Origin of the sequence: Streptomyces geranii (assembly GCF_002954775.1) — a bacterium.
Lineage (GTDB): Bacteria > Actinomycetota > Actinomycetes > Streptomycetales > Streptomycetaceae > Streptomyces > Streptomyces geranii.
The window spans coordinates 324,908-350,565 of sequence record NZ_PJME01000005.1; the positions used below are offsets into that span (position 1 = coordinate 324,908).

The 25,658-nt window shown below is 71.9% G+C and carries 16 protein-coding genes; 13 read left to right on the forward strand and 3 right to left on the reverse strand.

Annotated elements, in window-relative coordinates; translation table 11 throughout:
- Positions 1-221: 221 nt before the first annotated feature.
- The 12 genes from CW359_RS10355 (at position 222) to CW359_RS10410 (ending at position 17,543) form a co-directional block, all read left to right on the forward strand.
- On the forward strand, positions 222-947 hold the full coding sequence (locus tag CW359_RS10355; protein ID WP_105969517.1) for an SDR family NAD(P)-dependent oxidoreductase: 726 nt from the start codon (positions 222-224) through the stop codon (positions 945-947).
- A 413-nt stretch (positions 948-1,360) separates the two neighbouring features.
- Complete coding sequence (locus CW359_RS10360; RefSeq protein WP_408647469.1) at positions 1,361-2,986, forward strand: MFS transporter; 1,626 nt, start codon at positions 1,361-1,363, stop codon at positions 2,984-2,986.
- A 271-nt stretch (positions 2,987-3,257) separates the two neighbouring features.
- A complete protein-coding gene (locus tag CW359_RS10365) occupies positions 3,258-4,232 on the forward strand; it encodes an Lrp/AsnC family transcriptional regulator (protein WP_232838346.1) in 975 nt (324 codons plus the stop codon).
- A gap of 140 nt (positions 4,233-4,372) precedes the next feature.
- Complete coding sequence (locus CW359_RS10370) at positions 4,373-5,308, forward strand: metal ABC transporter solute-binding protein, Zn/Mn family (protein WP_105969519.1); 936 nt, start codon at positions 4,373-4,375, stop codon at positions 5,306-5,308.
- Between the two features lie 20 nt (positions 5,309-5,328).
- Positions 5,329-6,147, forward strand: a complete 819-nt coding sequence (locus CW359_RS10375; RefSeq protein WP_105969520.1) for a metal ABC transporter ATP-binding protein — start codon at positions 5,329-5,331, stop codon at positions 6,145-6,147.
- A complete protein-coding gene (locus CW359_RS10380; RefSeq protein WP_105969521.1) occupies positions 6,144-7,025 on the forward strand; it encodes a metal ABC transporter permease in 882 nt (293 codons plus the stop codon). The genes CW359_RS10375 and CW359_RS10380 overlap by 4 nt, the downstream gene beginning before the upstream one ends.
- A gap of 145 nt (positions 7,026-7,170) precedes the next feature.
- Entirely contained in the window at positions 7,171-8,733 is a 1,563-nt protein-coding gene (locus CW359_RS10385) for an acyl-CoA carboxylase subunit beta (RefSeq protein ID WP_105969522.1), read from the forward strand.
- Between the two features lie 52 nt (positions 8,734-8,785).
- The gene (locus CW359_RS10390; RefSeq protein WP_105969523.1) at positions 8,786-10,531 is read left to right on the forward strand and encodes a fatty acyl-AMP ligase; all 1,746 of its coding nucleotides are present in this window, start codon (positions 8,786-8,788) and stop codon (positions 10,529-10,531) included.
- Positions 10,528-14,496: a type I polyketide synthase gene (locus CW359_RS10395; RefSeq protein WP_105969524.1), complete on the forward strand. Its 3,969-nt coding sequence runs from the start codon at positions 10,528-10,530 to the stop codon at positions 14,494-14,496. Before CW359_RS10390 ends, CW359_RS10395 begins: the two co-directional genes overlap by 4 nt.
- Positions 14,497-14,517: 21 nt before the next feature.
- Positions 14,518-15,459 (forward strand): alpha/beta hydrolase, encoded by a 942-nt coding sequence (locus CW359_RS10400; RefSeq protein ID WP_105969525.1) that lies wholly within the window; start codon positions 14,518-14,520, stop codon positions 15,457-15,459.
- A 122-nt stretch (positions 15,460-15,581) separates the two neighbouring features.
- Entirely contained in the window at positions 15,582-16,820 is a 1,239-nt protein-coding gene (locus tag CW359_RS10405) for a PucR family transcriptional regulator (protein WP_105969526.1), read from the forward strand.
- 81 nt (positions 16,821-16,901) lie between these two features.
- On the forward strand, positions 16,902-17,543 hold the full coding sequence (locus CW359_RS10410; protein ID WP_105969527.1) for a cutinase family protein: 642 nt from the start codon (positions 16,902-16,904) through the stop codon (positions 17,541-17,543).
- Positions 17,544-17,619: 76 nt separating this feature from the next.
- Here CW359_RS10410 and CW359_RS10415 read toward each other — a convergent pair whose 3' ends face one another.
- Positions 17,620-19,344, reverse strand: a complete 1,725-nt coding sequence (locus CW359_RS10415) for a hypothetical protein (protein WP_105969528.1) — start codon at positions 19,342-19,344, stop codon at positions 17,620-17,622.
- 110 nt (positions 19,345-19,454) lie between these two features.
- Positions 19,455-20,078 (reverse strand): hypothetical protein, encoded by a 624-nt coding sequence (locus tag CW359_RS10420; RefSeq protein ID WP_105969529.1) that lies wholly within the window; start codon positions 20,076-20,078, stop codon positions 19,455-19,457.
- A gap of 166 nt (positions 20,079-20,244) precedes the next feature.
- On the opposite strand from CW359_RS10420, the gene CW359_RS10425 reads away from it, so the two are divergent.
- The gene (locus tag CW359_RS10425) at positions 20,245-23,457 is read left to right on the forward strand and encodes a glycoside hydrolase (RefSeq protein WP_105969530.1); all 3,213 of its coding nucleotides are present in this window, start codon (positions 20,245-20,247) and stop codon (positions 23,455-23,457) included.
- Between the two features lie 50 nt (positions 23,458-23,507).
- Here the strand turns inward: CW359_RS10425 and CW359_RS10430 are convergent, their stop codons facing one another.
- Entirely contained in the window at positions 23,508-25,658 is a 2,151-nt protein-coding gene (locus CW359_RS10430) for a beta-L-arabinofuranosidase domain-containing protein (RefSeq protein WP_198655164.1), read from the reverse strand.

Genomic DNA, 25,658 nt, shown 5'->3' on the forward strand with positions numbered 1-25,658 from the left:
CTCAGGTTCGTAGGTTTCTCCAGATGCAAATCGGGGCAGCGGGCCCCATTTCGGCGAGCGACCACCCCGGATGAACCTCGAATGGGCACCGGATAGACCTATCCACTTCCGTGCTACGGTGACACCAGGAACCGGATAGCTCTATCCGAATCCGCGAAACGGATAGAGCTAACCACATACCGCGGCCACCGCCGCACCACCCCTTGAAAGGACCCGCCACCATGCCCACTCTCGCCATCGTCGGAGCCGGCCCCCAGCTGGGCCTGGCCATCGCCCGCACCTTCGGCACCCAGGGCTTCGACGTCGCCCTGATCTCCCGCGACCGCGACAAGCTGGACGCGATCGTCGGCAAGCTCGCCGCCGAGGGCGTCACCGCCGCCGCGTTCCCGGCGAACATCCTCGACCGCGCCGGCCTCACCCGGGCACTCAAGGACGCGTCCGCCGAGTTCGGCGGTATCGATGTCCTGGAGTACTCCCCGGTGGGGACGTTCGGCATCACGACGCTGACCTCACCGGCGGAGACGGAGCCGTCCCAGGTGGAGTTCGAGATGAACTTCCAGTTGTACGGCGCCATCGCCGCCACGAAGGCGGTCCTGCCCGCGATGCGCGAGGCAGGCGCGGGCACGCTCCTCTACACCACCGGGGCGGGCTCGATCTGGCCCGACCCGAGGGTCGCCAACGTGAACGCCGCAGCGGCGGCGCTACGGAACTGGGTCCTGAACCTGCACAAGGAACTGTCCGACGCGAACACCGGCGTCCAGGCCGCGCACATCGGCATCGACTCGTCGATCGGCGTCTCCGTCATCCCGGGCGTGGAGGCGGCCCGGCCCGAGGAAATAGCTCCGCTCTACTGGGACTTGCACAGCGCGCGGCGCGGGGACGCGGAACTGGTGTTCAAGCTGGGGGCGGAGGGGTCCGTGACTGCCCAGGGGGCCGATGGAAGCTGAGGTATCCCGGCGGGCCTCGGGGCCAGTGGGGGTCGCGGTAGCGGCGGACGGGCGAGGACCGAAAGTGCCGCGAGCCCCCAGATGGACAGTGAGCGTCCTGAGGCCCTGGCCGGAGTCACGACGTGCGACGCCCCTGCCGCCACCGCGCGTTCGGCATCGGCCAGGTTCATGGGTGCGGGCTCTCCTTGTGCGCGGGGTGCCGTATGCCCGCCGGCGGTCGTCGCCCCCTCCACTCAGCGGCGGCATGCCGGCCCGGTCGCCGCGATGTCGGAAGTTCTCCGGACAGCCAGCCCCTGTGTCGGTTTTCCGGGGTTTCCGTGGGCGTGGCTGGGATCGGGCGCCCGGCGGGGCCGAAGGTTGCGGCGAAGTCAGCCGAGGCCGGTGCCCGAGGGTGCCGCAAAGGGAGAGTTTCCGTGAATCCCACGACCACGGCGAACGCGCCGCAGGAACGGCGGGCGGCCACGCTCGTCATGGCCTGCCTGGGTGTGTTCGTCGCCTATCTGCCGGTGACCACCGTCTCGGTGAGCCTGCCCGCCATCCAGCGGGCCCTGGACGCCTCGACGTCCCAGCTGTCCTGGGTGTCCGACGCGTTCGTGCTGCCGATGGCCGCCCTGATCCTGACCGCGGGCGTCTTCGGCGACGTCCACGGCCGCAAGAAGGTCTATCTCGCCGGACTCGCCCTCAGCGGGCTCGGCTCCCTCGTCGCCCTGTGCGCGCAGAACGTCCAGACGGTGTGGGCGGGCCAGGCCCTGGCCGGTCTCGGCTCGGCCGCGCTGCTGCCCACCACGCTCGCCCTGATCAGCCACGCCGTGCCCGACCATCGCGAACGCGGCAAGTTCATCGGCCTGTGGGCCACCGCCCTGAGCGCCGCCCTGGCGGTCGGTCCCGTCATCGCCGGCACGATCCTGGACCACTACTCGTGGCGCTGGATCTATCTGCTGTCCGTCCCGGTCTCCCTCGTCGCCGTCGTCGTCGGCGCGAAGGTACTGACCGACTCCCGGGCGCCGGGCTCGCGCCGACTGGACTGGCCCGGCCAGCTCACCGCCGCGCTCGCGATCACCGCTCTCGTGTACGGGATCATCGAGGGCGGCGCCACCTCCTTCACCGACGTCAAGGTGATGGTCGCCCTGTCCACCGCGGCGGTCGCCGCCGTCGGGTTCGTCATCGTGGAGCGCCGCAGCTCCAGCCCCATGCTGGACCTGACCCTGTTCCGCAGCCCGGCCTTCACCGCCACCACCCTGATCGCGATGATCAGCTTCCTGGGTCTGATCGGGTTCTTCTTCGCCCTCAGCCTCTACTTCGGCATGGTCCAGCGGCTGTCGACGCTAGACGCGGCCTGGCGGCTGCTGATGGTGACCCTCGTGACCCTGGTGCTGGGCGCCCCCGTGGGCCGGCTCATCCAGCGTGTGTCGCCCCGGGTGCTCATCCCCGGCGGGCTGCTGGTCAGCTCGGCCGCCCTGCTGTCGCTGACGGACATCGGCGTGCACACGTCGTTCGGGTCGCTGGCGTGGCGGCTGGCGCTGCTCGGCCTCGGGATGGCCTTCGTCATCACGCCGATGACCGCGACCGCCGTCAGTTCGGTCCCCTTCCACCAGGCCGGTATGGCCGCGGCGGGCAACAACGCCTTCCGGCAGGTCGGCGCCGCGCTCGGCCCCGCGATCCTCGGCACCCTGCTGTCCACCAAGGCGGTCGACGCCCTGTCCGGCCACCTCACGGACGCCGGGGTGACCGGGCAGACCGTCCGCCAGGTGACGGCGGTCGCCGACCACGACGGCATCGGCGCCGTCGCCGGACTCGACCTGGGCGCGGAGACACCGCGCGTGCTGGGCGCCCTGTCCGAGGCGTTCCTGGACGGCCTGCACCTCTGCCTGATCGTGTCCGCCGTGCTGACCCTGCTCGCCGCGCTCGTCGGAGCGCTCCTGCTGCGCCGCCCGCAGCCCGCCCCGCCGGTGACCGGCCCCCGCGAACCGTCCGCCGCCGCGAGCCCCGGACGCCGACCGGAGACCGCAGCCCTGGCAGCCAACGGCACCCCTGAGTGACCCCAGCCGTACCGGTCATCACGGGCGCACCGAGCGGACCGCCCGACCGGTACCGGCGCCACCCGTGGGGACGGGGACCGGCGCCACCACGGGCCCGGGACCGGACACATCGGTCCCGGGCCCCGCCATGCACTCCACCCCCGCCCCCACCCCCACCCTCATCGCCACCCCCTCTCCATCACCACCCCCGCCGAGCAGGACCACCCCGTCCCGGATACCGTCCAAGCACCTCCGGCCAGCCCACTCCCCGTCCCGCCCAAGGAGCGTCGCCGTGGACCCCCGCCCCCTCGACCCCCTCGACCTGAACCTGCTGCAGGCCCTGCAACTGGACGGGCGCGCACCCTTCAGCCGTATCGGCGAGGTTCTCGGCGTGTCCGACCAGACCGTCGCCCGGCGCTTCCGGCGGCTGCACGGCTCCGCCGGGCTGCGGGTGCTCGGCATGGTCGACGAGGGGCGGCTCGGGCGGGCCGGCTGGATCGTGCGGCTGCGCTGCACGCCCGACGTGGCGGAGCAGCTGGCCACCGCGCTCGCACGCCGGTCCGACACCTCGTACATCGATCTCATCTCCGGCGGCACCGAGGTCCAGTGCGCGATGAAGCCCCGCAGCCGCCGGGACCGCGACGAGCTGCTCTTCGACCGGCTGCAGCGCACCCCCCGGGTCACCTCGGTGAGCGCCCACTGCCTCCTGCACACCTTCTACGGCGGCCCGCTCGGCTGGCTCAACAAGATCCTGGCGCTCGACCCCGAGCAGGTGGACGCCCTGCGCCCGCCCCGGACCGAACCGGCCACCGGCGTCGTCGTGCTCGACGCGCACGACGAGGCGCTGCTGGCCGTGCTCCGCCGGGACGGCCGGGCCACGTTCGGCGAACTCCAGTCCGCCACCGGCCAGTCGGAGGCCGTCGTCAGGAGGCGTATGGAGCAGCTGCGCTCCTCGGGCGTCCTCTATTTCGACGTGCAGCACACCGGTGAGGCCGTCGGCCAGGGGGTCGGCGCGATGCTCTGGCTCACCGTCGCGCCCTCCGCCCTGAGCGCCGTGGGGCGCGCGCTCGCCGAGCATCCGGAGGTCCGGTTCGCCGCCGCCACCACCGGCCAGGCCAACCTGGTCGCCTCGGTGGGCTGCCCCAGCACGGCCGCCCTCTACACGTATCTGAGCGAGAGGATCGGCGCCCTCGAAGGCGTCCAGACCGTCGAGACGGCCCTCACCCTGCGCCAGATCAAGCAGCTCACCTTCGAGCCGACCCGCTGACCTGCGCCGTCGGCGCACCTCGGCGACGCGTCAAGTATTGGCAATGGTTTCCATATCGATCGGAATCGGCCATGTTTCTGACATTCATTTCCATCTAGTGTGGCGGACGCACCCTGCTCACCACCTGTCGTGGAGGATCCATGTCCCCGTCCCCGTCCCGGCGTCTCGCCCTGATCACCGGCGCCTCGCTGGCCCTTCTCGCGGGGTGCGGCAGTTCGTCGGACTCCGGCGGTGACGGGAGCGGCGCGCAGGAACCGGTCGCCTCCTCGAAGATCGCCGTGGTCGCCTCCACCAACGTCTACGGCGACATCGTCGGGCAGATAGGCGGCTCGAAGGTCGACGTCACGTCGATCATCAGCGACCCCGACCAGGACCCGCACTCCTACGAGGCCAACACCCAGAACCAGCTGGCGCTCTCCAAGGCCAAGCTCGTCGTCGAGAACGGCGGCGGCTACGACGACTTCGTGGACCGCATGCTCAAGAGCAGCGACGCCTCCGCCGAGGTCGTCAACGCCGTCGAGGTGTCCGGCAAGACCGCCCCGAAGGGCGGCGAGCTGAACGAGCACGTCTGGTACGACTTCCCGACCGTCGCGAAGATCGCCGACCGAATAGCCGCCGCCCTCGGCAAGGCCGACTCCGCCGACGCCGCCCTCTTCACCAAGAACGCCGAGGCCTTCAAGACGAAGCTCACGGCGCTGGAGGCGAAGGAGGCGCAGATCAAGAAGGAACACGCGGGCGAGGGCATCGCCATCACCGAGCCCGTGCCGCTGTACCTCACCACCGCGAGCGGTCTGGTGAACAAGACGCCCGCCGAGTTCAGCGAGGCCATCGAGGAGGGGTCCGACGTCTCCCCCAGGGTCCTCCAGGCCACGCTGGCGGTGTTCAGCGACAAGCAGGTCGCGGCGCTCGTCTACAACGAGCAGACCTCCGGCCCGCAGACCGAGAAGTCCAAGGCCGCGGCCAAGGCGGCCGGTATCCCCGTGGTGCCCGTGACCGAGACCCTGCCCTCCGGCAAGGACTACCTCGGCTGGATGACCGCCAACGTCGACGCGCTCGCGAGCGCGCTCGCCAAGTGAGCCGGTCCGGCCCGGACGCTGTGATCAGCCTGCGCGGCGCCCAGCTGTCGTACGGCAGCCGTGTGGTGTGGCGGGGCCTCGACCTCGAAGTACGGCCGGGCGAGTTCCTGGCCGTGCTCGGGCCGAACGGCTCCGGCAAGACCAGTTTCGTACGGGCCCTGCTGGGCCGGCAGCCGCTGTCAGCGGGGACGCTGACCGTCCTGGGCGGCCCCGCGCGCGAGGCGGGACGCCATCTCGGGTACGTCCCCCAGCAGGCGGAACTCTCCGCGCAGGCCATGCTGCGCGCCCGCGACCTGGTGCGCTTCGGCATCGACGGGCACCGTTTCGGACCCCGGCTGCGTACGGGTGCCGTCCGCCGCCGCGTCGACGAGATCCTCGCCTCGGTCGGCGCGTCCGCCTACGCCGATGTCCCGCTCGGGATGCTGTCCGGCGGTGAGCGGCAGCGCGTGCGGATCGGGCAGGCCCTGGCGACCGACCCGCGCGTCCTGCTCTGCGACGAGCCGCTGCTCTCGCTCGACCTGAACCACCAGCGGGCCGTCACCGAGCTGGTGGACGCCCGCCGCCGCTCCCACGGCACCTCGGTGGTGTTCGTGACGCACGAGATCAATCCGGTGCTCGGTCTGGTCGACCGTGTGCTGTATCTCGCGCCGGGCGGTCACCGGGTCGGCACCCCGGACGAGGTGCTGACCTCGGAGTCGCTGTCGGAGCTGTACGGCACCCGGGTCGACGTCCTGCGTGTCCAGGGCCGAGTGGTGGTCGTCGGCGCCCCCGACGGTCCTGCCGCGCCCCCGCATCACACCCACCAGCTAGTTCTTGAACCCGAGGAAGTACGCCGATGACGCTCGCCGAGGGGGTCTGGCACCAGATCTTCAGCTTCGAGAACTACGGCGAGCTGCTCGCGCTGGTCCGCAACTCCCTCGTCGCGGGCGCCGCGCTGGGTCTCGTCGGCGGTCTCGCCGGGGTGTTCGTCATCATGCGGGACCTGCCCTTCGCGGTGCACGGGATCAGCGAGCTGTCCTTCGCGGGCGCCTCGGCGGCGCTGCTGCTGGGGGTGAACATCGTCGGCGGCTCGATCGTCGGGTCGCTGCTCGCGGCCGGTGCGATCGGGGTCATGGGCGCGCGGGCCCGGGACCGCAACTCGGCGATCGGCATCCTCATGCCGTTCGGACTCGGGCTCGGGGTGCTCTTCCTCGCGCTCTACAAGGGGCGGGCGGCCAACAAGTTCGGGCTGCTCACCGGGCAGATCGTCGCCGTCGACACCCCGCAGATGGCCTGGCTGCTGAGCACCTCCGCCGTGGTGCTGGTCGCCCTGGCCGTCATCTGGCGGCCGTTGACCTTCGCCAGCGCCGACCCGGACGTCGCGGCGGCCCGTGGGGTGCCGGTGCGCGGGCTGTCCTTCGTCTTCATGATCGTGCTCGGGCTGGCCGTCGCCCTGTCGGTCCAGGTCGTCGGCGCCCTGCTGGTCCTGACCCTCGTCGTCACACCGGCCGCCGCCGCCGCCCGGATCACGGCGTCCCCGGTGCTGCTGCCGCTGCTCAGCGTGGTCTTCGCCGTGGTGTCGATCGAGGGCGGCATCCTGCTGGCCCTGGGCAGTTCCATCCCGATCAGCCCGTACGTCACCACGGTCTCGTTCACGATCTACGTCCTGTGCCGCGTCGCGGGCGCCTACCGCACCCGGCGCTGGGGAGACCGCAGGACCGTCCCGCAGCCCGCCTGACCCACAGCCGCCGCACAGCACCGCCTCTTGTCACCCACGCACGAACCCCGGCCCCTCGGGACTCATCTCCCGCACACAGAAAGGTGATTGACCCGGTCTCCTCCTCCGTCGCTGCCATATTCGAGAACCCACTTCGGAGGTGGCCGTGACGCTAGAGGCGACAACATCCTGGGCGACCCCCCTGTCCGACCGCACCGTCGACCGCATCACCGTGCTGGAGAGCCGTCGGACCCGGGCGCTGACGGAGGGCGGGCCCAGAAGACGCGGGGAGTACGGCGCCCGGGAGCGCATCGAACTGCTGCTGGACGAGGGCTCGTTCACCGAGACCGGGCTCTTCGTCCGGGCCAGGCCCGGCGGCGACGACGCCCGGCGCCCGTACGGGGACGGGGTGGTCACCGGATACGGCCTGGTCGACGGCCGTCCCGTCTGTGTGTTCGCGCAGGACTCGACGGTCTTCGGCGGCAGCATGGGCGAGGCCTTCGGGGAGAAGACGATCGCCCTGATGGACCTGGCCATGAAGACCGGCTGCCCGGTGATCGGCCTCAACGACGGCGGCGGCGCCCGTATCCAGGAGGGCGTCGCCTCGCTCGCCCTCTACGCCGAGCTGGTCCGCCGCAACGTCCAGGCGTCCGGGGTGATTCCGCAGCTCTCGGTGATCCTCGGCCCGTGTGCGGGCGGGGCCGCCTACTCGCCCGCCATCACCGACTTCACCGTGATGGTGGACGGCGCCTCGCACATGTTCGTCACCGGTCCCGACGTCATCGAGGCGGTCACCGGGGAACGCACCAGCGCCGAGGAGCTGGGCGGCGCCCGCACCAGCAACTCCCTCAACGGCAACGCCCACTTCCTCGCCGCCGACGAGGTGGAGGCCCTCGACACCGTACGCGACCTGCTCTCCTACCTCCCCGCCAACAACCTCGAACGGCCCCCGCAGTACGCGCCCGTGGCGCCGCCCGCCGACGTGTGTCTCGACGAGGTCGTGCCGGACCGGCTCGGGCAGGCCTACGACATGCGGGACATCCTGCGCGGGGTCGTCGACGGCGGTGAACTCCTGGAGATCCAGGAGCTGTTCGCGCCGAACATCATCTGCGCGCTGGCCCTCGTCGAGGGCGCCTCGGTCGGGATCGTCGCCAACCAGCCGCTCCACGCGGCCGGTGTGCTGGACATCGACGCCTCCGAGAAGGCCGCGCGTTTCGTCCGCTTCTGCGACGCCTTCGGCATCCCGCTGCTGACCTTCGCCGACGTCCCCGGCTATCTGTCCGGCGTCCGCCAGGAGCAGGCCGGGATCATCCGGCGCGGCGCCAAACTCCTGTACGCGTACGCCGAGGCGACCGTCCCCAAGGTCACCGTGGTCGTCCGCAAGGCGTACGGCGGCGGCTACGCGGTCATGGGCTCCAAGCACCTCGGCGCCGACATCAACCTCGCCTGGCCCACCGCCCGGATCGCCGTGATGGGCGCCGAGGGCGCGGTGGGCATCCTGCACCGTCGCGAACTGGCCGCCGCCGACGACCCGGAGGCGCTGCGGGCCGGCCTCGTCGCCGCGTACGAGAGCACGTACGGCACGCCCTATCTGGCCGCCGAACGCGGCTACGTCGACGCCGTGATCGCCCCGCGCGACACCCGCACGCACCTCGTCCGCGCCCTGCGCGCCCTGCGCGGGAAGCGCGCCCCGATGCCGACCCGCAGACACGGCAACATCCCCCTCTGACCGGCCCCGCAGGTCCCCGCCGGCCGATCCGCGCTGTGAGGAGCCATGCCCGATGGACAGCCGCCGCCCCCCGCTCGCCCCCGCCCACCGGAGTCTCCCGGAGTACGTACGGCACTGGGCCGAAACCACCCCCGACAGACGGGCGTTCACCTTCGTCGACCATCCCGCCCCGCATTCGCGGGGCGTCCACCGCACCCTGACCTGGCGCCAACTGGATCTACGGGTAAGGCGGTTGGCCGCCCGGCTCGCCGAGGAGGCCGAGCCCGGATCCCGGGTCGCGCTGCTGTGCCCGCAGGGAACCGACTACGTCACCGCGTTCCTGGCGACACTCACCGCCGGACTGGTCGCCGTACCGCTGTATCCGCCCGGACTGCCCGGACACGGCGACCGACTCGCGACCGTACTGGGAGACGCGAGTCCCACGATCGCACTGACGACCGGTCACCTCCTCGACGACGTACGGGACTTCTGCGCGCGCGTCCTGCCGGTACGGATCATCGCGGTCGACCAAGTACCCGACACCGCCGGGGACTTGCTGTCGGTCACCCCGCACGAGGACGCGATCGCCTACCTCCAGTACACGTCCGGTTCGACCCGCTCCCCGGCGGGCGTGGAGATCAGTCACGGCAACGTCGTCGCCAACGCCCGCCAGGCACTGGCCGCTTACGGCGTCGACGGTTCGATGACCTGTGTGGGCTGGCTGCCGCTGTACCACGACATGGGGCTCGTCCTGAGTGTGGCCGCCCCGGTCGTGCAGGGAGTGCTGTCGGTGCTGATGGATCCGGCCGCGTTCCTGCACGAGCCGGTGCGCTGGCTGCGGCTGCTCGCCGCGCATCCGCGTGCGCTGAGCGCGGCGCCCAACTTCGCCTACGACTACTGCGCTTCGGCCGTCACCGACGCCCAGAAGGCGGAGCTGCGGCTGGACGGCGTCGCCGCGCTGATCAACGGCAGCGAGCCGGTCCGCCCCGGCACCGCCGACCGCTTCCACGCCGCCTTCGCCGCCCAGGGGCTGGCGCCGGACGTCCACTGTCCGTCGTACGGGCTCGCCGAGGCGACCGTCTTCGTGAGTGCCGCCCGCCCCGGGGAGCCCCTGCGCCGGTTCGCGCTCGACCGGGACGCCCTCGCCGCCGGGAAGGCGCTGCCCGCGCGGGCCGACGATCCCGGGGCGGTGCTGCTGGCCGGCTGCGGTACTCCGGCGGGCCAGCGGGTGCGGATCGCGGAGCCCGTGTCCCGCGCCGTGCTGTCCCAGGGGGAGGTCGGTGAGATCTGGGTGCGAGGGCCCAACGTGGGGCGCGGTTACCGGAATCAGGACCGGCTGACCCGGCTGGTCTTCGGCGCCGAGTTCGCCGACGGCACGGACGGCGCGAACAGCTGGCTGCGCACCGGGGACCTGGGGATGGTCCTGGACGGGCAGTTGGTCGTCACGGGGCGGCTGCGGGACCTCATCGTCGTCGACGGCCGCAACCACTACCCGCAGGACCTGGAGGTGACGGTCCAGGACACCGACCCTGTCGTACGGCGTGATCGGCTCGCCGCGTTCGGGGTGCCCGGGGGCGCGGGCGAGCTGGTGGTCGTCGTGGCCGAGCATGTACGCGGCACCCGCCTCGCGGCGATCGACGTACCGCACCTGATGCGTGCCGTGCGCTCGGCCGTCTCCGCGCGGCACGGTCTGCGGCTCGCCCACTTCGTCCTCGTACCGCCGGGCACCGTGCCCCGCACGTCCAGCGGCAAGGTGTCGCGGGCGCTGACCCGGCAGCGCTATCTGGAGGGTGCCTACACCCCGGAGGCGACGGGATGAGGGGCGCCGACGAGGCCTCGCTGCGCCGTCTGGTTGTCGAGCGGGTCGCCGCCTGGAACGGCACGGCCGCCGAGGACGTACCGATGGACCGCCCGCTGGCTGACCTCGGCATGGCGTCGCGGGACGCGGTCGTGCTGGCCGGGGAGTTGTCGCGGGCGACGGGTCGTGAGCTGGCGGCGACGCTGCTGTGGGAGACGCCCACCGTCCAGGCCCTGGTGGCACGGCTGTGCGAGCCGGAGGCAGAAGTCGCTCCCGCGCACAGACCGACCGCCCCTCCCCCGGCGGCGCCCCACGAGCCCGTCGCGGTCATCGGGATCGGCTGCCGGCTGCCCGGGGGTGTGCACGGGCCGGACGACTACTGGCGGTTGCTGACCGACGGCGTCGACGCCGTCCGCCGGGTCCCGGAGGACCGGTGGCGTGACTTCGGCGCCTATCCGCCCAACGACGCTCCCTTGTACGGCGGTTACCTCGACGACATCGCCGGGTTCGACGCGGACTTCTTCCGGATCACGCCGCGCGAGGCCGCGGTGATGGACCCGCAGCAGCGCATGCTCTTGGAGGTCGTCCACGAGGCCCTCGACCATGCCGCCGTCCCGGCCGCGTCCCTCGCCGGTACCGCAACCGGGGTGTTCGTGGGTGTCTCCGCCGCCGAGTACGGCTCGCTCACCGGCGCCGACCCGGCGGCCGTCGATCCCTGGGCCCCGGCGGGCGGGGCGCTGAGCGTGACGGCCGGGCGGCTGTCGTACGTCCTCGACACCCGGGGGCCGAGCATGGCCGTCGACACCGCCTGTTCGTCGTCGCTGGTCGCCGTGCACCACGCCTGTGTCAGCCTGCGCACCGGCGAGAGCGACACGGCGATCGCCGCCGGGGTCAACCTGCTGCTCTCCCCCACCGTCGGTGTGGCGTTCGGGCGGGCGGGGGCCCTCGCGCCGGACGGGCGGTGCAAGCCGTTCTCGGCGGCGGCCGACGGCATCGGACGCGGCGAGGGATGCGCGGCCGTGCTGCTGAAGCGGCTGTCCGACGCCGAGCGGGACGGCGACCGGGTCCTCGCCGTCATCCGCGCCACCGCCGTCAACTCCGACGGCCGCTCCAACGGCCTCCTGGCCCCCAACCCGGCAGCGCAGAAAGCCCTGTTGGCCACGGTGTACGCCCGGTCCGGGCTCTCCCCGGCCCACATCGACCAGGTCGAGGCGCACGGCACCGGCACCCCGCTCGGCGACCCGATCGAGGCGGGCGCGCTGGCGGCGGTGCTCGGCGCGGGCCGCGACGCCGAACAGCCGCTGCTGCTCGGCTCGGTGAAGGGCAACCTCGCCCATCTGGAGGCCGCGGCGGGCATCGCCGGGCTGGTGAAGACGGTCCTCGGACTGCACCACGACGTGATTCCGCCGTCCCTGCACTGCGCGGACGGGAGCGCCCTGGACGACGTACGGCTGCGGGTCGTCACCGAGTGCGAGCCGTGGCCGCGTTACAGCGGTACGGCCACCGCCGGGGTGTCCGGCTTCGGGTTCGGCGGCACCAACGCCCATGCGGTACTGGAGGAATGGCGCCCCGGTGTCCTTCCTCCGCCCAGGGAAGGCGAACCCGTCAGCCGCCTCCACCTCCTCTCCGACGTCGGCACCGTCCGTCTCCGGGACACCGCATCCCGGGTCGCCGACTGGCTCCGGACGCCCGAGGGCGCCGCCGCACACCCCGCAGACGTGGCCCGCACCCTCGCCGGGCGGGGAGGACGAGGGCCGGTACGCGCGGCGGTCGTCGCCCGCGACCGCATCGAACTCGCCGACGGGCTCGGCGCGTTGACACAGGGACATCCGCACACGCGGGTCGTGACGGGCGAGGGGGATCGGATCGGGCGCGGTCCGGTGTGGGTGTTCTCCGGGTACGGCAGCCAGTGGACCGGCATGGGGCGGCGACTGCTGGCCGAGGAACCGGCCTTCACCGCCGCCGTGGAGAAGCTCGACGCGCAGATCGCCCCGGAGTGCGGGCTCTCCCTCTACGACCACCTCGCCTCCGGCGGCGACCTCGACCGGCTCGAAGTCGCCCAACCCGTGCTGTTCGGGGTCCAGTTGGCGCTGGCCGAGCTGTGGCGTTCGTACGGTGTCGAGCCCGTCGCCGTCATCGGCCACTCCGTGGGCGAGGTGGCCGCCGCGGTGTGCGCGGGCGCGCTGGACGTGCCGGAGGCCGCCCGGGTGGTGGCCGTACGGGCCCGGCTACTCAGCGGGCTGCGCGGTGGCGCCATGGCGGTCGTCGACCTCGACGACGGTGAACTCGACGCCCTGGAAGGGGACTTCCCCGGTGTCTGGGTCGCCGTGCACTCCTCGCCCGGGCAGAAGGTCGTCACCGGGGAGGAGGACGCGGTGGCCCGGCTCGTGCGGTGGCTGGAGGGGCGGGGTCGGACCGCTCGCGCCCTGCGGGTGGTCGGTGCGGGACACTCGCCACAAGTCGATCCGCTGTTGCCCGAGTTGACGGGCTCCTTGGTCGACATCAGGGTCAACAGCCCCCTTCTGCCCGTGTACTCCACCGTCCTGGACGACCCGCGCGGCGACTCCCTCTTCGACGCCGCCCACTGGGCCGCGAACCTCCGGCGCCCCGTACGCCTGGACCGGGCGGTCGCGGCGGCGCACGCCGACGGTCACACCGCCTTCGTCGAGATCTCGCCGCACCCGGTCCTCACCCGGGCGGTCACCGACACCGCGCCCGGTGCCCTCGCCCTCGGTACCCTGCGCCGCGACGCCGACACCTCCGCCGAGTTCCTGGCCCAGGTGGGCGCCCTGTACTGCGCGGGCGGCCGGCTGCCGTCGCCGCCGGGCCGGGTCATCGACCTGCCCGCACCGCGCTGGCGGCACGTCCGGCACTGGTGGACGGACGGGCGTACGTCGGCCTCCCCGGAGCCGGTCACCGAACGCGCGCAGGACACCTCCGTCGCCGGGCGGCTGCGGCACCACATCGCCGCCGTCACCGGGCACCCGGCGTCCCGCATCACGCCCGCCACCGCGCTGGCCGACCTCGGCCTGGACTCCGTGATGGCCGTCCGTATCCGCACCGCGCTGGAGGGCGAGTTCGGCGTCGAGCTGCCGTTGCGCGAGCTGCTCGGGGCCACGAGCGTCCGGTCGGTGGCCGAGCAGCTCCAACAGGCAGTCAGTACGGGCGAGTTGGTGTCTCCCTTACGCACCCTGAGCGCCACCGGCTCCGGCGCCCCGCTCTTCCTCCTCCACGCCGCCGGCGGCACGACCGACGTCTACCGGACCCTCGTCGGGCGGCTGGGCGACGAACGTCCCGTGTACGGACTGGAACGGCTCCCGGACGCCCGTACGGTGACCGAGAAGGCCCGTCGCTACGCCGAGGCCGTCAGCGCCGTCCATCCCAACGGGCCGTATCTGCTGGCCGGTTGGTCCTTCGGGGGCTTCGTCGCGCAGGAGACCGCGCGGCAGCTCACCGCCGCCGGTCGGGACGTCGGGCTCGTCGCGCTGCTCGACTCCGTACGGCCGCTCCCCCGGCCCGGTGACACCCCGGCCGACCGGATCCACGCCCACTTCACGGGCTTCGCCCGCCATGTCGCCGACGCGTACGGGGTCGAACTGCGGCTGCCGTACGACGAGTTGACGGCCATGGAGGACGACGGCGAGCGCATCGACACCGTACTGCGGGCCCTGCGCGAGGTGGCCGACGTACCGCCCGCCGCTCTGGAGCATCAGCGCTCCTCCTATCTGGACCTGCGGATCGGCGAGGCGCACCGGCCCGGGCCCTACGACGGACCGGTGGTCCTGTACCGGGCCACGGAGCCCGCTCCGCACACCGTGCGCGACCCGGCGTACGAGCGCGAGGACGAGGCGCTCGGGTGGGACGAGGTGTGTGCGCGGCTGACGGTCGTCCGGGTCGCGGGACACCATCTGTCGCTGCTCGACCCGCCGTACGTCGACGAGGTCGCCGCCCATCTGCGTCGCGCACTCGACGAGCACAGCCGCTGATCCGGACCACGAGGAGCCGCCATGTCCCACCACCACGCCGCAGGGGTGTCCCGACGCACCGTCGCCAAGGCGGCCGTCGCCGCCGGGGTCACCGGGCTGCTCGGCGCCAGAACCGCCACCGCGCGCGCCGCGACCCGGATCGGTCCGCGCACCCTGGACGTCTCCGTGGCGTCGCCCGCGCTGGGCCGCAGCGCGCCGGTGCGGCTGATCCTGCCGTCGGGGTTCGACAGCCAGACCGGGCGCACCTATCCCGTGCTGTATCTGCTGCACGGCGCCCACGACGACTACACGTCCTGGACCCGGGAGACGGACATCGAGGCCTTCACCGAGGGCCGGAACCTGATCGTGGCGATGCCGGACGCCGGGCCCACCGGCATTCCCAGCGCCTGGCGCAGCGGCCCCGACTACGAGACCTTCCAGCTCACGGAGGTCCCCGCGCTGCTCGCCCGCGAGTACCGGGCGTCCGGTGTCCGGGCCGTCGCCGGGGTCTCCACCGGCGGCTACGGCGCGATGGCGCACGCGGCCCGCCATCCGGGCGTGTTCGCGGCGGCGGCCTCGTACAGCGGCATCCTCGACACCACCGCGCCCGGGGTGCCGCCGCTGGTGGACGCCATCGTGGCCCGCGAGAACCTGGCCCCGCGCTCCCTCTGGGGCAGTCCGCTGCTGAACCTCCTGACCTGGCGGGACTTCAACCCGCGTGCCCGCGCCGAAGGACTGCGCGGCACTCCTCTCTACGTCTCCAGCGGGAGCGGGGTCTTCGGCGGCACCGGGGACTGGCTGCCCGAGGCGCTGGAGAGCGCGCTGTGGCTGTCCGCGCACGCCTTCACCGACACGCTCGCCCTGCTGCGCGTCCCCGTGACCACCCACTACTACTCGGGAGGAGGACACAGCTGGGCCTACTGGAAGGGGGAGTTCAGCGCGTCGTGGCCGATGCTCGCCGGTGCGCTGGGGGTGCCGGAGTGAGGCCCGTGCCGTCGGGGCACGGAACGGAGCGCAGGGGACGTCCGTCCAATCCCGGACTTGTCCCCCGCCCCGCGGGCAACAGCCCTAGGGTGAGCCGTCTCCGGGTGAAAGGAGGGCCCGCCGTGGCCACCCCCGCCCCGCACGGCGCCCCGCACGGCCCTGAGTCGACCGCTGTACCGCCCGAACTGGCCAGACTCCTGCGCGACCAACTGGAGGCCGTCGCCGACGAGGTGGAGGCGGAGGTACTCACCGAGGTCCCGGAGTACGCCGCACGGTCGGCCGACGCGACGAGCCGCGCCCTGCTCAGATCAGGCGTCGTGCAGGCGCTCACCCTGTTCGTCGACCACATCGCCGACCCGCGCGCCCGGGGCGACTCGATCACCGCGATCTACCACGAACTGGGGCGCGGCGAGGCGCTGGAGGGCCACAGCCTCGAAACGCTGCAGTCCGCGCTGCGGGTCGGCGGGCTGCACGCCTGGCGGCTGCTGGGCCGCACGACGGACGAACTCGGCCTGGACTCCTCGGTCATGGCCGGGCTGGGCGAACTGGCGTTTCGGACCGTGCACGAGGTCGCCGAGGCCGCGGCGGCCGGGTACGCGGAGGGTCAACTGCGCTCCACGGACGAGCTGGAGCGGCGCCGGGGCCGGCTGCTCGCCCTGCTGCTCGGCGAGGGTCCGGTCTCCCCGGAGGCGGTACGGGACCTGGCGCACGGCGCCCGCTGGACCGTACCGCCGTACGTCGCTGTCGTCGTTCTCGCGGCGACGCCCGAACAGCGGGACGAGGAGCGGCCGTTGGCGGCTGCGGGGGCGCTGGTGGACATGGAGTCGAGGCCGCCGCGAATGCTGGTGCCCGACCCGGACGGCTCGGGCGGTTTCGGCGGCCGGGCGTTCGCGCTCGCGCTGCGCGGGCGGCCGGCGGCGATCGGGCCGACGGTGCCGCTCACCGAGGCCGCGCGGTCGCTGCGCTGGGCGACCCGGGCCCTCGGGCTGATGGGGCGCGGGATTCTGCCCCGGCAGGGGGCGGTGCGCTGCGCCGACCATCTGTCGACGCTGCTGCTGCACGGCGACGAGCCGCTGCTCGAACAGCTGAGGGCGCGTGCCCTCGCGCCGCTGGACGCGGTCTCGGAGCAGCAGCGCGGCCGGCTGGCGGAGACGCTGCTGGCGTGGCTGCTCGGCGGCGGCAATGTGCCGGACGCCGCCGCCCGGCTGCACATCCATCCGCAGACGGTCCGCTATCGCCTGCGTCAGCTGGAGAAACTCTTCGGCGAGAGCGCGCTGCACGATCCGGGAAACCGCCTCGATCTGATCCTGGCACTCACCTCGGCACAAAAAGGCGAGGAATTCCTGAATTCCCGTCCATAACCCTCAGTGCGGCAACACGAATACGTTCGGGACGTCCTTTTCCATAGGCGCGTGAAGCGTCTCACCCGCAAAGGATCCCCCATGCGTATCCGCTACTGTCTCGCCGCGCTCTCGCTGGTCGGCGGGACGGCACTGACCACCCTCTCGGCACCCGCCGCCATGGCCGCCGCCTGCACGGACATCGACGTCGTCGCCGCTCGCGGCACCTTCGAGCCGGGCACGCTCGGCGCGATCGTCGGCGACCCGGTGTATTCCGCGCTCCAGCGGAAACTGACCGGCAAAAGCCTGTCCAGCTACAAGGTGAACTATCCGGCGGACCTTTCCCTCACCTCCGCCGCACAGGGCAACTCGGATCTGGTGAACCATGTCAGGAGCCAGGCGGCCTCCTGCCCGAACCAGCGTTTCATTCTGGTCGGCTATTCGCAGGGCGCGAACGTCGTCGACAACTCCATCGGAATCAGCAGCGCCGGCGCGGTGGTCGGCAGCCCCATCGTGGCGACCATTCCCGCCGCGCTGGAGCCGAGGGTCGCCGCGGTGCTCCTGTTCGGCAACCCGATCCGGGCCATCGGCAAGAGCGTCACCGGCACCTACCAGAGCCGCACGATCGACTTCTGCGCCGACGGCGACCCCATCTGCGAGAACGGCGGCGACGACGTCCTGGCCCACCTCGGCTACACCGCGAACGCGGGGACGGCGGCCGACTTCGCCGCGACCAGGGTCTGAGCCCCGGCGCAGCTGATCGTACGGAAACGGGCCCGGGAGGAATCTCCTCCCGGGCCCTTCTTCCATGGGACGGAAGCTACTGGGGATCCCGCGCGAACTCGGCGAGGCTTGTGGACACCGGCTCTGGGCGGCCGTTGTTCTGCGTGGGCGCCGCCGTCAGCACATCCAGGTGCTGATAGCCGTCCGCGACCACGGGATCGAGGTCGGCGGGGACCCGCCCCGCGAGGAGCCCGTCGCCCGCCAGCACGGTGAGCGTCGGGTTGGCGGTGAGCCCATCCGGGTGCACGACGAGCCGCTTCACCTGTGGAGAGGTGGCGAGTTGGAGGTCGGTGACCAGCTTGGTCGGGAAGTACTGCTCGGTGAAGTCGAGCGGCTGCTCGGCGAGACTGCGGGCCAGCTCCTGGATGTCCGTGACCTCCTTGCCCGCCCCGGTGAACGGCGTGCCGTCCGCCGACTTGTACCCGGGGTCGTCCGGATCGCCGACCCGGTCGTAGTTCCGCCAGGTGTACAGCGGCCCGTGCGGCCGGTCGGGGATGGCCTTGTACGCCGTGCCGAACAGCCCCGGCTGCTGGTCGCCGCCGTTGGCGACGGGGAAGGTCTTGTCGACGATCGGCCCGCCGTCGAAGAACCCCACACTGCTCTGCAGGAACGCCAGCGGTACGGAGTTGTCGTCGAGGAGCGCGCCCAGCACCGCCTCGTTGGTGAGCCGGAAGTCCTTCACCGCCGGTGAGCCGGTGAGGAAGGCGGCGGCGTCCTTGGAGAACAGGAAGCGGTTCGTGGCCTCGATGTTGACGTTGGCGGGCAGATAGGACGGCAGGTCGGCCTCTCCGCCCCCGTCCCGTACGGCACCGACGCCCGCGATGGCCAGCAGGGTCATCGTCTCCGCGTTGAGCAGGACCGGCGCGGACAGTGAGCGCGGCAGCAGTCCGCTGTCGAGCCCGGCCTGCACGACGCCGTAACCGAGGCCGATGTCGGGCAGGTTGGTGTCGTCCGGGATGGAGCCGCTCAGGTCGGCGAGCGAGGTGGAGACGGTGGTGTCGAGGGCAAAGTAGCCCGCGCACTGCCGGTGTCCGGCGTCGGCGGTGGTGGCCGGGTTGCCGTCGAAGTCGGCGACCGCGAAGTACCCGGTGATCACCCCGCCCAGCGAGTGCCCGCCGCACAACACCTTCTCCTCGCGCACCGCCTGGTCGGGCAACTCGGCGGTGAGCAGGGCGTATTGATCGCGGACGGTCTGCTCGATGCCGAGCTTCGCCATCCAGCCGAGCCTGTCGTTGCCGAGGAACCCGGCGAAGGTCCGGCCCGCGACCTGCTTGCCCCGGTAGTAGTAGTCGACGGCCGTGTGCTGGTCGCCGGAGTCGATGCCGGTGTGGTCCTCCAGGCAGTTGGAGCGCCGGTCCAGGGCCCAGAACTCGATGTGCAGACCGCGTTCGGCGGCCCGGGCCACGGTGTTGCGGGCGACGCTGTCGAAGGCCCCGGCGCCCTCCAGGATGCCGGGCTGGGCGACGAGGATCCGGTCGGCGTCGGCCGACGCGGCGGGTCCGTCGGCGGAGCGGTAGCGCAGGTACGACAGCCAGTCGCACGCCGCCGGCCGGGCCCCGAAGGACGCGGGCAGTGGTGCCTTGACCCGGACGACGGTCTCGGTGACCCCGGCGGCGACCTGGCCCGACGACGCGACGGCGGCCTCGGTGCGCAGGCTCTCGCCGTGCGCCTCCGGGGCCACCGCGGTGAGCGTGCCAGTGGTCAGCAGCACCGCGAGCGCGGTGCCGCGCCACGAACTCCCTCTGCTGCGGCTCGTATTCATGGTCGGACCGTAGGTCGGCGGGGACCGTGCGATCAGGCGGTGCTCACAAGAACGCAGCCACCGGTGGCGCCTTTGTCACCAGGCACCAACCGTTCTCCACGACCGGCCGCCTACAGACCGTCGTTCTTCATGGCGGCGACGAGACGGACATGGCGGTCGGCCGCCGTGCCGGAGAACTCGTTCTCGTAGTTGAGGCCGTACGGCCAGAAGTGGCCGCCGCCGGTGGAGATCTTGGCGCTCGAACCGTCGAACTGCCGGACGAGGGCGGTGGCTTGGGCACCGGTCCAGGTGCCGCTGCCGCCCAGGGAGGACCAGCCCGAGCTGGTGCCCACGCCTATCGTGTGGGCGATCTCGTGCAGAGCGGTCCGCTCGGTCATGTAACTGCGGTTGCTGCCGAAGCGGATGGTGCCGTTGATGTTGCCGTCGGCGGTGGGTACGCCGGGCTCGTAGCGGACGGTGATGGTCTTGCCGAGGTCGCTGAGGTTGTTGTAGCGGTTCACGGCGGCGTTCATGGCCGTGGTGATGAGGTTGTATGCACTCTGCTGGTCCGCCGTGGGGTTGCTCGCGCGGACGAGGGTCCAGGTGATCGTGGCCGCCGCGGCCCGCTCGCCTGCCGCCGGGACGGACTGCGGGGACTGCGGTGCGGCCTGCGCGATGCCCGGACCTGCGAGCATCGCGGCTGCGAGGGCGGCCACAACCGCCGCGTTGTGCCAGGGGGTTCGCCGAGTACTCATGGGGGCTCCTGTGGGGTGGGAGTACCGAAGAGGAACGTGCACACCATCTTGACGTGTTCATTCCCGTAATCAAGCATGCCGTGAACGCGATTCTTTCTGTTGGGTTCTGTTCGTCTCCGTGGATTCACCTCTGTGGGTTCGCCTCCGTGTTGTGGAAGGGAGTGCCGTGTTCCCTCGGCATCGCCGTCGTCTGGTCCGGGCGCTGGCTCCAGCGGTTCCTCTGGTGCTCGGTGCGGGACTCGTGGTCGCACCGTCCGCGACGGGCGCGGACGCGAGCGCGGACCTGGCGGCGCAGAGCGCGGTCACGGTGCGGATCGATCCGTCCTACCAGCAGCAGGAGTTCGAGGGCTGGGGCACGAGCCTCGTCTGGTTCGCCAACGCGACGGGCGGCTATCCGGAGCCGGTGCGAAGAAAGCTCGTGGACATGCTGTTCGGCGACGACGGGCTCGCCCTCAACATCGCCCGCTACAACATCGGCGGCGGCAACGCCCCTGGCGTGCGCACCAATTACATGAAGGCCGGCGCGACCATGGACGGCTTCTGGAAGGCGCCCGCGGGCACCACCCAGAAGGACATGGACTGGTGGGACCCGGACAACCCGGACCACTGGAACTGGGACGCCGACGCGGGCCAGCGCTGGTGGGTGGACCAGATCAAGGACAAGGTCGACACCTGGGAGGCCTTCAGCAACTCGCCGCCCTGGTTCCAGACGGTCAGCGGGTACGTGTCCGGGGGCTTCGACTCGAACACGGACCAGATCCGCACGGACCGGGTCGACGACTTCGCGACCTATCTGGTGAAGGTCACCGAGGAGATGGAGCAGCGGCACGGGATCAGGTTCGACACGATCGATCCGCTGAACGAGCCCAACACCAACTACTGGGGTACCCAGTTGGGCGCCGACGGACAGCCCACGGGCGGCCGTCAGGAAGGCGCGCACGCGGGACCCGGGCTCCAGCAGAAGGTCGTCCTCGCGCTCGACAAGGCCCTCGCCGGAGCGAAGACCGACGCCACGATCTCCGCGATGGACGAGACCAACCCCGGTATCTTCACCACGAACTGGAACGCCTACAGCCCCGAGGCCAGGGCCGCCGTCGACCAGCTGAACGTGCACACCTACGGCACCGGTCAGCGCACCAGCGCCCGGGACATCGCCAAGGGCGCCGACCGGAAGCTCTGGATGAGCGAGGTCGAGGGCACCTGGGGCACGGGCACCGACTTCACGAGCATGGACTCCGGGCTCGGCATCGCCACCCGGATGGTCGACGACATGCGTGAACTGGAGCCCTCCGCCTGGGTGTTCTGGCAGCCCATCGAGGACTCGATCCCGCAGGCCGCCGCCGGCAAAAACTGGGGCAGCATCCATGTCCCGTTCAACTGCACGGCCACGGACACCCTGGAGACCTGCCCGATCAAGGCCAACACCAAGTTCCACACCATCCGCAACTTCACGCACTACATCCGCCCCGGCGACCACTTCGTGAAGACCGACGACACGTCCACCGTCGCCGCCGTGAAGGCGTCCGGCCGCGCGGCGACCGCGGTCCACGTGAACAGCGGTACGACCGCGCGTGCCGTGACCCTCGATCTCTCCCGCTTCGGCAAGGTCGGCCGCAAGGCCTCCGTCACGCCCGTGGTGACCAGCGCGGACGGCGCGCTCGTCCGGGGCACTCCGGTACGGGTGACGGACAGGTCGGCGACGCTCACGGTGCCCGCGAGGTCGGTCACGACCTTCCTGGTCGAGGGCGTCAGCGGCGTGGCGAAAGACGCGGCCCTGGTCCAGCCCGGCCACGTCTACCGCCTCCAGGGCACCCAGAGCGGCAAGTCGCTCACCCCGTCGGCCGACGGCACCGGCGTAGTCATCCGCACGACCGACGCCGACGACCCCCAACAGCTCTGGTCAGTACGGCAGTTGACGCCCGGCACCGAGAACCGTGAGCGCTACGCCCTCACCACCGCCACCACCGGCAAGCAGCTCGCCGTACGCGACAACGTGGCCGTGCTGGAGACCCCGGCGACCGCCGGCGCGACGCCCGACAGCGCGGCCCAGTGGGTCCTGTCGACCACCGGCGACGGCACGTGGACCTTCGTCAACGCCGCGACCGGCCGCCTGCTCGACGTCACCGGTCAGTCCTCGGCGGACGGCGCCAAGGTGTCGACGTACACGCCGACTTCGGCGGCGAACCAGCGCTGGTCGGTGCCCGACGAGACGGTCCTGCGCACCGAGTCCGCCAAGGTGTTCACCGTGCCGCGGCTGCGCCCCGAGCTGCCGACGACGGTGACGCCGGTGTTCCGGGACGGTGCCCGGGGCGCGCTGCCCGTCGTGTGGGACCTGCCGTCGGACCGGGCCTGGCACAAGCCCGGGACCGTAAGGGTGAAGGGTGCGGCGACCGACGCGCTCGGCCGCACGATCCCCGCGACGGCGGTCGTCACCGTCGACACGATCGCCTCGACCGTCGCCGGGCGGGCCAAGACATACGTGGGCGGGCGACCGGAGTTGCCCACCACGGTCGTCGGCATCGGCGCACACGGCGGCCGGACCGACCTCCCGGTGACCTGGGACCAGGCACCGGCCGGCGCGTACGACACGACCGGCACCGTCACTCTGCACGGCACCGCCCGGATCGTCGGCGGCGGCACGGCGGGTGCCACCGTACGCGTCCAGGTCACGGCACCGGTGACGGCCAACATCGCGCCCGACCCGGACGTCTCCGTCGCCGCGACCTTCACCGAGAGCGGCTACTCGGCGGAGCGGCTGCGCAACGGCGACCTGACGGAGAAGGCGTGGTCCAACTGGAAGCCGGGGAACACCAAGAACCCGTCCGACACCGTCACGTTCACGCTCCCGAAGGCCCGCGACCTGAGCAGGGTCGTCGCGTACTTCCACCGGGACGGGTCCAACGCGTCCTTCCCGGAGAGCCTCAAGGTGCAGGTGCGGGCGGCGGGCAGTGACACCTGGACCGACGCGAGCGGCTCCGTCCCGGTCGGCACGGAGGGCACGCCGGTGATCGACGTACCGCTGACAGCGGGGCCCGCGGCCGGGGTACGGGTGGTGATGACGGCGCGTTCGGGCGGCTACGTCACGATGAGCGAGGTCGAGGTGTACGCCAAGTCCCCTGGTGTGTCCGCCGATTCGGCCGCCGCGTCGATCGAGGTGGCGGGCGTACCGGTCACGTCCTTCGACCCCGCGCGGACCGACTACCGGGTGCCGACCCGCGATCCGGCCCGGGCCGAGGTCACCGCGACGGCCCGCGACCCGTACGCGGACGTCACGGTGGAGACGGTCCGCGAGCACGGCCGGACCCGGGCCGACGTCACGGTGACCAGTGAGGACGGGACGCGCACTACGACGTACCGGATCGCGCTCGTACGCCGCTGAGGGTGCCGGTTTAGGGGGAGCCGCCGTGGGGTGGCTCCCCCGTCCGGCCCTCAGCGCGGCAGATTCGCCCGGATCGAGGCGGCGACGACCGCGTCCCGCTCGGCCCGGGTGAACAGCCCCTGCGCCAGCCAGGTGTCGGCCAGGACCCGGACCGCGTCCAGGAAGGCCGCCTGGGTGGTGAAGGGGGCGCGGACCCAGAGCACGTCGAGGAAGGTCAGGCCGTCCGGGCGGGTGCGGTTCGGTACGCCGGAGGTGGCCGTGCCGAACACGACGACGGGTTCGGAGCGCTTGAAGTAGGCGTGGTAGCGGGCGGTGTCGGCGATGTGGAAGGGGGCCAGGGTGAGGCCGTGGGTGGTGAAGTGCAGCGGGCGGCCCTCGGGTCTGACGGTGGCGGCGAGATCGCCCTGAAGCGTGAAGTCCTTGTAGAAGGAGAAGGTGCGGAAGGTCGTGGTCTGGCTGCGGGCGACCAGCAGGACCGGTCCGTAGAACAGTGATTGGACGGTCGGGTCGTCAACTGCCCGTTCCACGCGCAGTCGGTACGGCGCGGAGACGGTGATCCGGTCGCCGGGCTGCCAGTTGCGGCTCAGGGTGAGATAGCTGCCGGGCACGGCGGTCACCGACTGCGCAACCCCGTTGACCGCGACGGCGAACCCGCCCGTGGCCCAGGAGGGCACCCGGAGCTTCACGTCAAGTGTCCCGCCGCCCTCGCGGAAGGTCAGGGTGCGCGTGCCCTCTGCCGGATAGTCGCTCGTCTGGTCGACGACGAGGCCGCGCTCCGGCCAGCGCAGGGTGGAGGCCAGGTAGAGGTTGACGTAGAGCGCGCTGCCGTTCGCGGAGCGGAAGTACACCGAGTCCTGGTACTTGGTGTGGTTCTCCATCCCGGTGCCGCCGCAGCAGGTCCCGGTGTTGTCGTACTCGCGTACTACCCCGGGCCCCATACCCACGAAGTACGTGACCTCCGGACTGGTCGTACTGCGGGCGTCCCGGCGGGAGGCCAGGATGTGGTTGGTCAGCCCCCGCTCGTAGTAGTCCATATGGACGGGGTCGGGGGCGTGGAAGAACAACTGCCTGCTGAGCTTCAGCATGTTGTACGTCGCACAGGTCTCGGCGTTGTTGGCGGCGAGGGTCGCCGCGATGGCGTTCCGCGCCCGGAAGATCTCACCCTGGCCCGTGCCGCCGAGGCTGTAGGTGCGTGGCCCCGCGACCATGCCCCAGAAGTTGCGCGCGGCGGTCGCGTACTTCGCGTCACCGGTGTGGTCGAACAGCCTCATGTAGCCGGTGAATTGGGGGATGTGCTGGTTGGCGTGCCGACCGTCGAGGATGTCGCTGTTCGCGGCGCAGGCGTCCAGCAGCGCGGTGTTGTCGAAGCAGCGGGCGGCGGCGAGGTGTTCCGCCCGGCCGGTGAGGGCGTACAGGTCGGCCAGCACCTCGTTCATGCCGCCGTACTCTCCGGCGATGTAGATCGACCACATGCGGTCCAGCTGCGCCTTGGGCAGCCGGCTCAGCCTGCTGTGCACCCAGTCGCCCATCTTCGAGGCGATGGTGAGGGCCTGCTGGTTCCCGCCCAGGGTGTGGGCGTCGAGGAGGCCGCGCAGGATCTTGTGGCAGGTGTAGTAGGGCGCCCAGATGGTGGGGTAGGTCGTGTAGCTCTCCAGCAGGATGAACTGGGTCTCCGGGTACGCGGCCAGGTAACCGGGGTGGCTGGGCCTGGGCGTTCCGTGGTCCGCCAGGGCCAGTTGGCATTCGCCGAGCGCGGTGACCAGGTAGTCGAGCTTGGTCTTCAGCGCGGCCTCGCGGGTGTCGGCGTACGCCTGCGCCACGAGGGTGAGGAAGTGGCCGCCGAAGTGGCCGCGCAGATTGCCGTCGGCGGTCTCCCAGCCGCCGGGCGGCTGTGCGCCCCGGGTGTCGAGCCCGGCGTTGGCACGGAAGACGGCCAGGATGCGGTCGGCCGGGTAGGCCCTGGCGTACTCCAGCATCAGGTCGCGCTTGCTGCGGAACACGCCCGCGCCAAGGGTGACTTGGTCGAGCGGGAAGGGGTGTACGACCCAGGCGGCGGGCGGGGCGGCGACGGCTGACGCGGGTAAGGCCTGGGACACGGGGGCTGCCGCGTGCGCCGCCGGTATCGCGTAGGTGAGCGGCGCGGCGGCCACGCTTCCGGCGGCGATCCCCAACAGGCGTCTGCGGCTGGGAGGTTGACTCAT